Source organism: Mycobacterium sp. NPDC004974 (assembly GCF_053600815.1).
This window is the reverse complement of the sequence record NZ_JBSGAQ010000014.1, coordinates 100888-113752: the sequence shown is the minus strand read 5'-3', so window position 1 is coordinate 113752 and position 12865 is coordinate 100888. Positions and strand designations below refer to the sequence as shown.

The 12865-nt window shown below is 64.5% G+C and carries 13 protein-coding genes; 9 read left to right on the top strand and 4 right to left on the bottom strand.

Annotation, left to right across the window (positions count from 1 at the left end; all coding sequences use genetic code 11):
• Positions 1-47: 47 nt before the first annotated feature.
• Positions 48-1343, bottom strand: a complete 1296-nt coding sequence (locus ACWEFV_RS25950) for an amidohydrolase family protein (protein WP_135456798.1) — start codon at positions 1341-1343, stop codon at positions 48-50.
• A gap of 237 nt (positions 1344-1580) precedes the next feature.
• Between ACWEFV_RS25950 and ACWEFV_RS25945 the strand changes: the two genes are divergently transcribed.
• From ACWEFV_RS25945 to ACWEFV_RS25915, 7 genes are read left to right on the top strand one after another with little or no spacing between them, the layout of a single operon-like run.
• Positions 1581-2111, top strand: coding sequence for a carboxymuconolactone decarboxylase family protein (locus tag ACWEFV_RS25945; RefSeq protein ID WP_135456801.1), 531 nt, complete (start codon positions 1581-1583; stop codon positions 2109-2111).
• Between the two features lie 26 nt (positions 2112-2137).
• Complete coding sequence (locus ACWEFV_RS25940; RefSeq protein ID WP_135456803.1) at positions 2138-3487, top strand: aromatic ring-hydroxylating oxygenase subunit alpha; 1350 nt, start codon at positions 2138-2140, stop codon at positions 3485-3487.
• A complete protein-coding gene (locus tag ACWEFV_RS25935) occupies positions 3480-3809 on the top strand; it encodes a hypothetical protein (protein ID WP_090435114.1) in 330 nt (109 codons plus the stop codon). The genes ACWEFV_RS25940 and ACWEFV_RS25935 overlap by 8 nt, the downstream gene beginning before the upstream one ends.
• 2 nt (positions 3810-3811) lie before the next feature.
• The gene (locus tag ACWEFV_RS25930; RefSeq protein ID WP_135456805.1) at positions 3812-5053 is read left to right on the top strand and encodes a metal-dependent hydrolase family protein; all 1242 of its coding nucleotides are present in this window, start codon (positions 3812-3814) and stop codon (positions 5051-5053) included.
• Positions 5037-5483, top strand: a complete 447-nt coding sequence (locus ACWEFV_RS25925; RefSeq protein ID WP_019344217.1) for a nuclear transport factor 2 family protein — start codon at positions 5037-5039, stop codon at positions 5481-5483. The genes ACWEFV_RS25930 and ACWEFV_RS25925 overlap by 17 nt, the downstream gene beginning before the upstream one ends.
• On the top strand, positions 5480-6601 hold the full coding sequence (locus tag ACWEFV_RS25920; RefSeq protein WP_450072272.1) for an acyl-CoA dehydrogenase family protein: 1122 nt from the start codon (positions 5480-5482) through the stop codon (positions 6599-6601). Before ACWEFV_RS25925 ends, ACWEFV_RS25920 begins: the two co-directional genes overlap by 4 nt.
• A gap of 27 nt (positions 6602-6628) precedes the next feature.
• Positions 6629-7420, top strand: coding sequence for an acyl-CoA dehydrogenase family protein (locus tag ACWEFV_RS25915; protein WP_135460185.1), 792 nt, complete (start codon positions 6629-6631; stop codon positions 7418-7420).
• A gap of 71 nt (positions 7421-7491) precedes the next feature.
• Here ACWEFV_RS25915 and ACWEFV_RS25910 read toward each other — a convergent pair whose 3' ends face one another.
• Positions 7492-8973: an adenylate/guanylate cyclase domain-containing protein gene (locus ACWEFV_RS25910; RefSeq protein ID WP_450072271.1), complete on the bottom strand. Its 1482-nt coding sequence runs from the start codon at positions 8971-8973 to the stop codon at positions 7492-7494.
• A 16-nt stretch (positions 8974-8989) separates the two neighbouring features.
• On the bottom strand, positions 8990-9772 hold the full coding sequence (locus tag ACWEFV_RS25905; RefSeq protein ID WP_450072317.1) for an enoyl-CoA hydratase: 783 nt from the start codon (positions 9770-9772) through the stop codon (positions 8990-8992).
• A 206-nt stretch (positions 9773-9978) separates the two neighbouring features.
• Between ACWEFV_RS25905 and ACWEFV_RS25900 the strand changes: the two genes are divergently transcribed.
• Both ACWEFV_RS25900 and ACWEFV_RS25895 read left to right on the top strand, forming a co-directional pair.
• A complete protein-coding gene (locus ACWEFV_RS25900; RefSeq protein ID WP_167857925.1) occupies positions 9979-10698 on the top strand; it encodes a TetR/AcrR family transcriptional regulator in 720 nt (239 codons plus the stop codon).
• Positions 10699-11214: 516 nt separating this feature from the next.
• Positions 11215-12060, top strand: a complete 846-nt coding sequence (locus ACWEFV_RS25895; RefSeq protein WP_450072270.1) for a mycofactocin-coupled SDR family oxidoreductase — start codon at positions 11215-11217, stop codon at positions 12058-12060.
• A 10-nt stretch (positions 12061-12070) separates the two neighbouring features.
• On the opposite strand, the gene ACWEFV_RS25890 is transcribed toward ACWEFV_RS25895, so the two are convergent.
• On the bottom strand, positions 12071-12853 hold the full coding sequence (locus tag ACWEFV_RS25890) for an SDR family NAD(P)-dependent oxidoreductase (RefSeq protein ID WP_450072269.1): 783 nt from the start codon (positions 12851-12853) through the stop codon (positions 12071-12073).
• Positions 12854-12865 lie beyond the last annotated feature (12 nt).

Below are 12865 nucleotides of genomic sequence, written 5' to 3'. Positions count from 1 at the left end.
CCGACACTGTGTGCTCTCCTATTTTCTCGGCCGAGAAGTCTCGGCGTTCAGTCTCGTGCGCCGGCAACGGCTTTGGCGTTCGCCTGGAAGTCGGCGAAGGTGGTGCCGGTCTTCTCCTTGTGACTCAACGCGCGGATGGACACATCGTGGCCTTCGGCCTGCTTGCGCAGTGCACCGACAGTCGCCTGCTCCTTGGGAACGTGGGCGAAGGGGTCGAAGTGGTAGAGCCGCATGGCGTTCTCATGGGTGATCTTGTTGATCTCGTCGTCGGGAACCTCGTAGGTGTCGAACACCGCGCTCAATTCCTCGGGGGCCCCGGGCCACATCGAGTCGCTGTGCGGGTAGTCCATCTCCCAGCAGATGTTGTCCACGCCGATCTCGTGGCGGTTCTTCACCCCGACAGGGTCGGAGATGAAGCAGGTCATGAAGTGCTCCCGGAACACCTCCGACGGCAACTTGCCGCCGAAGTCCTGATGCGTCCACGTCGAGTGCATGTCATAGGTGCGGTCCACCCGGTCCAGGAAGTACGGAATCCACCCGGTGCCGCCTTCGGACAACGCGATCTTCAGACCCGGATAGGCCTTGATCGGCGCTGACCACAACAGATCGGCTGCGGCCTGCACGATGTTCATCGGTTGCAACGTGATCATCACGTCCATCGGGGCGTCCGGCGCCGTGATCGCCAACTTGCCCGACGATCCGATGTGCACGTTCATCACGGTGTCGGTGTCAACCAGGGCCTCCCACAACGGCTTCCAGTACTCCAGGTCGTGGAAGGACGGGTAGCCCAGTGTGGACGGGTTCTCGGTGAAGGTCAGCGAGTGCACGCCCTTCTTCGATACCCGGCGCACCTCGTCGGCGCACAGCTGCGGATCCCAGATCGCCGGAATGGCCATCGGGATGAACCGTCCGGGGTTGGATCCGCACCACTCGTCGATGTGCCAGTCGTTGTAGGCCCGGACCAGCGCCAGCGAGAAGTCGTCATCGTCGGTGGCGAACAATCGCGCGGCGAAACCGGGGAACGAGGGGAAGTTCATGGTGGCCAGCACGCCGCCGGCGTTCATGTCCTTGACCCGCTCATTGGGGTCGTAGCAGCCCTTGCGGATCTCATCGAGCCCCTGGGGCTCCAGTCCGTACTCCTCCTTCGGCCGGCCCGCCACCGCGTTCAGCGCCACGTTCGGGATCACCGTGTCGCGGAACTGCCAGGTGTCGCTGCCGTCGGGGTTGTGCACCAGCCGTGGCGCCTCGTCGCGGTACTTCTCCGGAAGGTGGTTCTTGAACATGTTCGGCGGTTCGATGATGTGGTCGTCGACGCTGATCAGGATCATGTCGTCTTTGTTCACTGCCTCGCTCCGTCCCATTGGCCGTCACATTGGTTCTCTATGAGAGAAAACTAGCTTCTCATCTAGAGAGAATCAATGTCTGAGCCTGCTGACGAGGAGATTTAGCCAGGTCACCTCGCAACCCGACGGGTTCTTGTTGACCATCGCCACAAAAGATGGAAACCTCTTAGTCGGAAATGAGAACCTGATTCTCATCACCGAGAGTCAGCGATGGGTCATCGAGAGGAGAACCGCCCCGTGCGCTTGGCCCCCTTACCCGCCGAGGAGTGGGACGACGACGTGCGACGAGCACTGTCGGTAATGCTTCCCGAGGAGCGGCTCAATCCCGAGGGAGCGGGAACCGCGCTGTCGACGCTGGCCCGCCACCCCGCGCTGACCAAGGCGTTCCTGCGGTTCAGCAATCATCTGCTGTTCCGCTCGACGCTGGACCCGCAGATGCGAGAGCTTGCCATCCTGCGGATCGCCCATCGCAAGAAATGCGAGTACGAGTGGGCCCACCACGCATTCATCGGCAAGTCCGAGGGACTCACCGATGAGCAGATCGCGAGCAGCACCAGCGGCGAAGGCTCCACCCCCCTCGACCAGCTGGTGCTCGATTCGGTCGACGAACTCGACGGGCAATCGGAGATCTCGGACGGCACCTGGGCCGCCCTGAGCGAGCACCTCACGGAGCGCCAGCGCATGGACCTGGTCTTCACAATCGGCGGCTATGGCCTGATGGCCATGGCTTACAACACCTTTGGAATTGCGCCGGAATCCGGCCACTAACTCCAGAACGAGAAAGTAGGTAGACAATGGCGCACTTCCCCAAGCCAGCTGTCGGCAGCTGGACCGAGAATTGGCCTGAACTGGGCACCGGCCCGGTCAACTACGAGGATTCGATCGATCCCGAGCACTGGAAACTGGAGCAGCAGGCCATCTTCCGCAAGACCTGGCTGCAGATGGGCCGTGTGGAGCTGATTCCCAAGAAGGGCCGGTACATCACCCGCGAGCTGCCGTCGGTCGGCCCCGGCACCTCGATCATCATCGTCAACGACGGCGAGCAGATCCGCGCCTTCTACAACCTGTGCCGCCACCGCGGCAACAAGCTGGTCTGGAACGACTACCCGGGCGAAGAGGTCTCCGGCAGCTGCCGTCAGTTCGTCTGCAAGTACCACGCCTGGCGTTACGACCTCAAGGGCGACCTGACGTTCATCCAGCAGGAGCAGGAGTTCTTCGACGTCGACAAGGCCGACTACCCGCTCAAGCCCGTGCGCTGCGAGGTGTGGGAAGGCTTCATCTTCGTCAACTTCGACGACGACGCGGTGTCGCTTGAGGAGTACCTGGGCGAGTTCGCCGAGGGCCTCAAGGGTTATCCGTTCCACGAGATGACCGAGCACTACAGCTACCGTTCCGAGGTCAAGGCCAACTGGAAGCTGTTCATCGACGCGTTCGTCGAGTTCTACCACGCGCCGATCCTGCACATGAAGCAGGCGGAGAAGGAGGAAGCCGAGAAGCTCGCCAAGTTCGGCTTCGAGGCGTTGCACTACGACATCAAGGGCGATCATTCGATGATCTCGTCCTGGGGTGGCATGAGCCCACCGAAGGACCTGAAGATGGTCAAGCCCATCGAGCGCATCCTGCACAGTGGCCTGTTCGGGCCGTGGGATCGCCCCGACATCAAGGGCATCCTGCCCGACGAGCTGCCGCCGGCGATCAACCCCGGCCGGCATTCGACGTGGGGCCAGGACTCGTTCGAGTTCTTCCCGAACTTCACCCTGCTCTTCTGGGCGCCGGGCTGGTATCTGACCTACAACTACTGGCCAACCGGTGTGGACAGCCACATCTTCGAGGCCGACCTGTACTTCGTGCCGCCGAAGAACCTGCGCGAACGACTGTCCCAGGAACTGGCCGCGGTGACGTTCAAGGAGTACGCGTTCCAGGACGCCAACACGCTGGAAGCCACCCAGACGCAGATCGGCACCCGCGCCGTACTCGACTTCCCGCTGTGCGACCAGGAAATCCTGCTGCGCCACCTGCACCACACCGCTCACAATTACGTCGACCGGTACAACGAGGCCAAGGCCAACGGGAATGGTTCAACGAACGGCAATCACGCCGCCCCGAGTGAGAAGGCCGCAGAAAAGGATGCCGCAAATGTCTAAGTTGCCTGAAGAATTCGCCGACCTGGAGCGGTTCAGCGACTGGTGCCTGCCCACCGAGGAGGAGCGCTATCAGAAGCGTCTCAACTCCTCGATGGACGAGATGCAGGAACTCTACGACGCCGGTATGGCGCGCCTCGAGGACATCATGGTCTACGTCGATGCCCGCTTCCCGCTGGCGAGCATGCCGGACGACGCCAAGGCGCTGGTGCATCTCGGTCAATCCGTCGTCATGGTGAGCTTCCCGATCGAGGTGTGGAAGCAACCGCGGGTGCTCGACAGCGGTGCGGCCTACATCAATCTCATCAAGGAGCCGGTGGTTTAGTCGTGTTGACCCTCAAAGCTGCGGGTCTTGTCGACGTCGATGCCGGGACGATCATTCGTCCCGGCATTGTCCGTGTCGACGGGGACCGAATCGTCGCCGTCGGAGACGGCAAAACAGACCCAGTTATAGGTCCTGATGACGAGATCATCGATCTCGGCGACTCCATCCTGCTGCCCGGCCTGATGGACATGGAAGTCAACCTGTTGATGGGCGGCCGCGGTGAGAACCCGGGCCTGTCCCAGGTACAGGACGATCCGCCGACCCGCGTGCTGCGGGCCGTGGGAAATGCCCGCCGCACCCTGCGCGCCGGGTTCACCACCGTGCGCAATCTCGGACTGTTCGTCAAGACCGGCGGATACCTGCTCGACGTCGCGCTGGGCAAGGCCATCGACGCGGGGTGGATCGACGGGCCGCGGATCATCCCCGCCGGCCACGCCATCACCCCCACCGGCGGACACCTCGATCCGACGATGTTCGCGGCGTTCATGCCGGGCGTGCTGGAGCTGACCATCGAGGAGGGCATCGCCAACGGGGTCGATGAGATCCGCAAGGCGGTGCGCTACCAGATCAAGCACGGAGCTCAGCTGATCAAGGTGTGCTGCTCGGGCGGCGTCATGTCTCTCACCGGCGAAGCTGGGGCACAACACTATTCGGACGAGGAACTCCGCGCCATCGTCGACGAGGCGCACCGGCGCGGGCTGCGCGTCGCGGCCCACACCCACGGCGCCGAGGCCGTCAAACATGCCGTGGACTGCGGCATCGACTGCATCGAGCACGGATTCCTGATGGACGACGAGGCCATCCAGAAGCTGGTCGACAACGATCGGTTCCTGGTCACCACCCGCCGGCTGGCCCAGGCTATGGACGTCTCGAAGGCGCCGAAGGTGTTGCAGGACAAGGCTGCCGAGATGTTCCCGAAGGCCGAGACATCGATCAAGGCGGCGTATGAGGCCGGAGTGAAGATCGCCGTCGGCACCGACGCACCGGCGATCCCGCACGGCAAGAACGCCGACGAGCTCGTCACGCTGGTGGAATGGGGTATGCCCCCGGCAGCGGTGCTGCGCTCGGCCACCACGATCGCCGCGGATCTGATCAATGTCACCGACCGGGGCCGGCTGGCCGAGGGCCTTCTCGCCGACATCATCGCGGTGCCGGGTAACCCACTCGAGGACATCAGCGTTACACAACGTGTGAATTTTGTAATGAAAGGCGGTAAGGTCTTCCGCAATGAGCACATCAACTGACTCCCCGACGCGGACCGAGGATCTGATCGAGATCCAGCAGGTGCTCGCCAAATACGCGGTGACCATCACCCAGGGCGACATCGACGGTCTGATCAGCGTTTTCACCCCCGACGGCACGTACAGCGCATTCGGCGAGACCTACACGCTCAATCGCTTCCCGGTACTGGTGGACGCCGCCCCCAAGGGCCTGTTCATGACCGGCACCGCCCTGATCGACCTGGTCGAAGGGGCCGATACGGCGTCAGGCACCCAGCCGCTGTGTTTCATCGAGCACTCCAAGCACGACATGCGCATCGGCTACTACCGCGACACCTACGAGCGGACCGCCGAGGGCTGGCGGCTGAAGACCCGCGCGATGACCTTCATCCGGCGCAGTGGCGATCACGACCACGGTCGGCCGCACGCGATCGGCAGGCCGGAAGCCGGATGAGCGACTTGTTCGAACCCGCGACATTCCGTACGGCGCTGCAGAGTTGGCTCGCCGACAACGATCTGACACCGCCTGATGACCATTCGTTGGAAGGTCACATGCGCCAGTTCGCCCGGGTGCAGAAGGCGCTGTACGACGGTGGCTGGAGCCGTTACGGCTGGCCCGAGCACGCCGGTGGGCTGGGCGGCCCGGAGATGCTGCGCGCCATCGTCGGCGAGGAAGTGGTGGGCCGCAGGCTGGCCGAACCCGGTCCTTATTCGATGCTCGAAGTGCTGGCGCCGACGATGATCGACTACGCGCCCAAGGAACTGGCCGCCGAGATGGTGCCGAAACTGCTGTCCGGCGAAGAACAGTGGTGCCAGGGGTTCTCCGAACCCGGGTCAGGAAGTGACCTGGCATCCCTGACCACCCGTGCGGTCCAGCGCGGCGACAAGTGGGTCATCAACGGTCAGAAGGTCTGGACCAGCTTCGCGCAGTACTCGCACCGGTGCATCCTGCTGACCCGGACCGGCGACGCGGACACTCCCAATCACCAGGCCATCACGGCGTTCTTCGTCGACACCGACGCACCGGGCATCACGGTGCGCCCGTTACGCACCATGCACGATGTCGACGAGTTCTGTGAGGTGTACTTCGACAATGTCGAGGTCGACGCCAACCGGATGCTCGGTAAGCCCGGCGACGGCTGGCAACTGGCGATGGACCTGCTGCCCTATGAGCGCTCGACCTGCTTCTGGCAGCGCATCGCCTACCTGTACTCACGGTTCGACGCGCTCGTCGAAGCGGTGAAACGGCAAGGGCAGGTGGTGGATCCGGACCTCGGAGAGGTCTACCTGGCCCTGCACACGCTGCGCTGCCGGTCAGCGGCCACGCAGCACCGGCTGGCCGAGGGCCACAAACTCGGACCGGACACCTCGATCGACAAGGTTCTGCTGGCGAGCGCCGAACAGCTGCTCTACGACACCGCCCGCAATCTGATGCCCGGCGTCATCGAGCTCGAAGACTCCGAATGGCGCACCGAGTACCTGTACTCGCGCGCCGCGACCATCTACGGCGGCACCGCTGAAGTGCAGCGCAACATCATCGCGCGGCGACTGCTAGACCTCGGGAAGGAGTGAGGCATGGATTCCACGACTGAACCGGGCATGGATGCCCAATCACTCGGCTTGCTCGAAGACACCCTGCGCAGGACCATGCTGTCGGCCTCGGGCCCGGAGCTGGACGCCGCGCTCGCCGAACTGGGCTGGGCGGAGATGCTGTCCGACATGCCCGAAGTCGCCATGCCGCTGGTTTTCCGGCTGTTGGGCGAAACCGGTTCGCATGCTTCGGTTCTCAACGATGTGCTGCTGGAGACCATCGGCGGTCTGCCCGGCGGTACTCCGCCGATGCCCTACGCCGGCGGCACCTGGGTGGTGTGGGAACGCCAGAACAACGAAGGCAACATCACCCTCGGCGGGCTGCCGCTGCGTCAGGTGCCTGATGGGCAGCTGCTGCGGGTGTCCGAAGCCCGACGGGCACTGGGCTGGTGGCTGATCGGTTCGGCCCGGGCGATGCTGACCCTGGCACGCCAGCATGCACTGGACCGGGTCCAGTTCGGAAAGCCGATCTCGTCGTTCCAGGCGGTGCGGCACCGGTTGGCCGAGACACTGGTGGCCATCGAAGGCGCCGAGGCGACGCTGAGCCTGCCCGGCGCGGACAACGTCGACCTGAACTCACTGCTGGCCAAGGCCGCCGCGGGCAAGGCCGCGCTGACCGCGGCCAAGCATTGCCAGCAGGTGCTCGGCGGCATCGGCTTCACCGAAGAGCACGAGTTGCACCAGCACATCAAGCGGGTCCTGGTGCTCGACGGATTGCTGGGCAGTTCAAGGGAACTCACCCGCAAGGCCGGCGCCGGGCTACGGGCCCGCGGGACCGTGCCACGCCTGGCCCAGCTGTAGCGTTTCTCTGCCGAGCAGACATAAAACTGCCCCTTTTCGATCGAAAAGGGGCAGTTTTTTGTCTGCTCGCGCTAGGGGGTGAGGGGTTCGGCGAAGACCGTGGCCGTCGAACGGCCACGCAGCACCGTCGAACCACGCACCACCCAGTGCTCACCTTCGTCGGCATCGGCATGGGCCAGCGCGCTTCCTGAGCACAACACCGTCGACTCGCGATCCTTGGCATGGTCGGCCAGCCGCGCCGCCTCGTTGACCGCGTCTCCGATCACCGTGTACTCGTAGCGGTTCTCGGCACCGATGTTGCCTGCGAACACCGATCCGCACGAAATGCCGACGCCGAACTCCACATCCGGCAGCTTGTGCAGCCGTGGCACCAACGCCCGCGCGGTGGCGAGCGCCGACGAGGCCGGATTGTCCAGCCGTAGCGGCGCGCCGAAGACAGCCAGTACGGCGTCACCCTCGAACTTGTTGATCAGGCCGTGATGCCGCTCGACCGTATCCACCACGATCTTGAAGAACCCGTTGAGCAACTGCGCCACCTCCTGCGGCGGGCGGGAGGCACCCAACGCGGTCGAGCCGACCAGGTCGACATAGAGAACCGCGGCATCACGGACGTCGCCGGTGACCGCCCCGCCCTGCTGCAGCGCATGTCGGGCCACGTCGACCCCGACGTAGCGCCCGAACAGGTCGCGCAACCGGTTCCGCTCGGCCAGGCCGGCCAGCATCCGGTTGAATCCGAATTGGAGCCGGCCGATCTCGGACGACTCGTAGACCCTCACCGAGACACCGGACCAACCGCGTTCGACCGCTTTCATGGCGAGCACGACCTCCCCGACGGGGTCCGATACCGAACGCGCCACCAGGACCATCGACCGAAGTCCGAAGACCAGCGAGATGATGGCCACCACCAACACCGCCGCCTCGACGGGCGCCGTCTTCTGGACGAACCAGCCGTTGGAGCGTGCCAACACGATCAATGCGATGCCTGCCAGGGGCAGGCCGCTGAACAGCGTCCAGATGGTGATCAGCCTGGCCAGCACGCCGGGCATGCGAACTATCGTGGCCGAGGACGCGGTCAGCGACGCCGCGACGATCGGCCGCAACATCCGTTGGGTGACCAGGAATCCCATGCAGGCGGCCGCGACGCCGCCGAAGAGGATCGCACCGCCCATGACATACGCGACACCTCCCCCGGCATCGAGATTCAGGAGCGTGTACACGAGCGCGCTCACCGCCCACGTGGTGAACTGGATGATGGTCTGACGCGGCGCGATACGCATTGCGGCGCGTTGCTGTTGCGGCGTCGGATTCTCGCCCGCGGCAAACCATTTGAACGTCGGGTGGACGTTGACCCAACCGACCACGGTATCGACGATCGCCGCCGCGACCATCAGTGCGATCAGAGCAACGAGATTCGCCTGGGTCAACAGCTCCCGCGCATCACCGACGGTGTTGCGGCTGAGCGCCAGCACCACGAACGTCACTGCCGCCGCCGCGGTGGTCTGTGCGTAGATCTGCCTGGCCGCGTAACTCACGCTGAGCCGGATGGCCCCCATATTCAGAGGCCCAGGCCTACTTGATGTTCTGCTTCATCCCGTCGATATCCATCAGCACCGGCCATCCGCTGACGCTAAGCGCATTGCCGTGTCCGGTCTGGTGAATGTCGAACACCGATTGGATCGCGGCGTAGAAACCCTGTACGTCGAGGGTCTGATTGACGGCCCGCTTCGCTTGGCGCAGGGCGAATGCCGGCATCTGGGCGATCTGCGCGGCCAGCTCGGCAGTCTGGGCGTCCAATTCGGCGCGCGGCACCACCCGGTTGACCATGCCCGTGCGCTCGGCCTCCTCTGCGGTCAATGCCCGGCCGGTGAACAGGATCTCCTTGGCCTTGCGGGCACCGAGTTCCCAGGTGTGTCCGTGGTACTCGACACCGCCGATGCCCATCAGTGCCACCGGATCGGAGAACAGCGCATCGTCGGCGGCCAGGATCAGGTCACACGGCCAGCAGAGCAGAAGACCGCCGGAGATGCAGCGCCCCTGCACCGCCGCGATCGACGGCTTGGGCACGTTGCGCCACCGCAGCGTGTACTCCAGATAGCGCCGCGACTCGTGCTCGATGAGAAATTCCAGCGTGATCTTGTCGGGCGCCGACCCACCGCCACGTAGGTCATGCCCCGCGGAGAAGTGCTTGCCGTTGGCCCGCAGGACGATCACCTTCACATCTCGGTCATCGGCAGCCCTGGTCCACGCGGCGTCGAGCTCGTCGAGCAGTTCGGGGTTCTGGGCATTGGCCGCTTCGGGCCGGTTGAGCGTGATCGTGGCGATCGAATCGGCGACGTCGTAGTCGATGTACACGTGTTTCCTTCTGTTCACAGCTGCCACGCGACAGCCGCCCTCGCGACCGCGGCAGCTACCCGCAAACAGCGCCCCGGCGGCGGCAAAATTGATGCGAAACCCTTCTTCTCAAAGGACTTCTATAATTCCCGTCATGAGAATACTATTCTCGCAGTACGAAAGTTACAATCTCCGACACGTTGGCCGCGAGGGGGTCTGGCACCACAATGGCAAGGCGTTCTCCGGTACAGTCAGTTCATGTTCTCCCCACTCGACAAGCGTCCGAGCAGCCAGTGACCACCGCTGGCGAAGAACCCGCATGGAAGCAACGAGCTGTCGAGCGGTCAATCAAAACCGCCAAATTGCGCGCCGCCCAGCGCGTGCAACGGTTCCTGGACGCGGCCCAGGCGATCATCATCGAAAAAGGCAGCACCGACTTCACGGTGCAAGAGGTCGTCGACCGCTCCCGCCAGTCGCTACGCAGCTTCTACCTGCAATTCGACGGTAAGCACGAGCTCCTGCTGGCGCTGTTCGAGGACGCTTTGAGCCGCTCGGCAGACCAGATCCGGGCCGCCACCTCGACACAGGGCGAGCCGATCGAGCGACTCAAGGTCGCCATTCAGCTGCTGTTCGAATCGTCCCGGCCCGATCCGGCCGCCAAGCGCCCGCTGTTCACCGACTTCGCGCCCCGCTTGCTGGTTTCACATCCGTCCGAGGTCAAGGTCGCGCACGCACCGCTGCTGGCCCTGCTCACCGAGCTCATGGAGGAGGCCTCCGAGGCCGGCCAGCTGCGCTCCGGGATCAACCCACGACGGATGGCTGCGATGACGATGCAGACGGTGATGTTCGTCGCCCAATCCAGCGGCGGCACCGATGACGCCTCGATCCATCCGATCACCGCCGACGAGGTCTGGGACTTCGTCGCCAACGGATTCGCCGCCAGCTAGCTGAGAATTTCGTTCTCCTAGGGACAGAACTGTCCTTACACTCAGGCGTGCGCCCGATCTCCGGACTCACCGCCGTCGCGTCGTCCAACGGGCGACCGGCACCATCGGAACCCACGCACCGCGCTCGATTATCGAGCATCCACACGTGGAACTGAGCGGTGTTCACGTCTTCGAGGCCGACAAGGTCGGCACCGACGCCGGCGATCTGCGCGGTCTACACCGCACCCCTGGACATCGACCGGCGGATGCCGATTCCGCTCGATCGGATGACTGCGCCATCCCCGGGCCGTACCGCGAACCCCGCGGTCAACGCCGCGCCCTTCGTCTGCGCCGCCGCACCCAGGACCGTCGCCGCGATGGGGACTTGAGAACTTCGTTCTTCTAAGCGGAGAGTACATATTGCCCGAAACGTATCTGTCGTTGACACAGCAGGCGGCCCGGTGACAGAGTTGCTGAGCAGGTGCACAGAATTTCACCGAGTATGCGGCAGACACGAAAACAGAACTGGGGTAATCAATGACTGGACGGGTGGAAGGCAAGGTCGCGTTCGTCACCGGCGCGGCCCGCGGCCAGGGACGTAGCCACGCGGTGCGGCTGGCGCAAGAGGGCGCCGACATCATCGCGATCGACATCTGTGGACCGATCCGGCCCGGCGTGGAGACCGCCATCCCGGCCTCCACCCCCGATGACCTGGCCGAGACCGCCAGCCTCATCAAGGGACTCAACCGCCGCCTCGTCACCGCCGAGGTCGACGTGCGCGACGCCGATGCGATCAAGGCCGCGGTGGACAGCGGTGTCGAGCAGCTCGGCCGCCTCGACATCATCGTGGCCAACGCCGGTATCGGCAACGGCGGCGATGTCCTGCACGAGACGAGCCAGCTCGACTGGGACGAGATGATCGACATCAACCTGTCGGGTGTCTGGAAGTCGGTCAAGGCCGGTGTGCCGCACCTGATCGAAGGCGGCCGCGGTGGCTCGATCATCCTCACCAGCTCGGTCGGCGGGCTCAAGGCGTACCCGCACTGCGGCAACTACGTCGCTGCCAAGCACGGTGTCGTCGGTCTCATGCGCGGCTTCGCCGTCGAGCTGGGCCAGCACAACATCCGCTGCAACAGCGTGCATCCCACGCATGTGGCGACCCCGATGCTGCACAACGACGGCACATTCAAGATGTTCCGGCCCGACCTGGAGAACCCGGGCCCCGACGACATGGCGCCGATCTGCCAGCTGTTCCACACCCTGCCCATCCCGTGGGTCGAGGCGGTGGACATCAGTAACGCCGTGCTGTTCCTGGCCTCCGACGAGGCCCGCTACGTCACCGGCGTGACGCTGCCGGTCGACGCTGGAAGCTGCCTCAAGTAGGTCGGGACCCCTAGCCCGGACCGAGTGTTGCGGCACCGGTCTGCGGGTGGCGGTACCAGCCACCCGCAGCCCGTGTGCCACCGTCGACGTGAATCGTCTGCCCGGTGATATAGCCCGACATGCCGGACGCCAGAAAGACTGCTGCCCCGGCGATTTCGTCGACATACCCGGCCCGGCCCAGGGGAATGGCGTCAGTGATCCCCGACGGCGGACCGCCCGGTGACAGCGCCAGCAGTCCCTCGGTGATGGTCAGGTCGGGCGCGATCGCGTTGATCCGGATGTCGTGCGGCGCAAGTTCGAACGACGCGGTCTGGGTGTAGTTGATGACGCCGGCCTTCGCGGCCGCGTACGCGGCATAGCCGGGTGCCGCACGCACTCCCTCGATCGACGTGAGATTGATGATGCTGCCCGGCAATTCATCGGCGACCAATCGGCGCGCCACCCGCTGGGTACACAACAGCACGTGGCGCAGATTGCTCCTGTACAGCGCGTCCCAGCCGTTCTCGCTGGTTTCCAGCAGCGGCGAGGCGAATACGCCGCCGGCATTGTTGACCAGGATTCGCACCGGCCCCAACTCAGAAGCGGTCTGCGACAACGCGGCATCCACCTGCTCGGCGTCGCGCACATCGGTGACGATCCCGAGGGTTCCGCACAGCTGTCCTATTGCGCGGCTTGCGACCGAGGCACCGAAGGCCGCGAGGCCGGCAGCGATACCCCGGCCGATACCGGTGCCGCCGCCGGTGACAACCGCCACCTGACCGGTGAGCAGGATGTCAGAAGGATTGATAGCCATGGTTATTCAGGC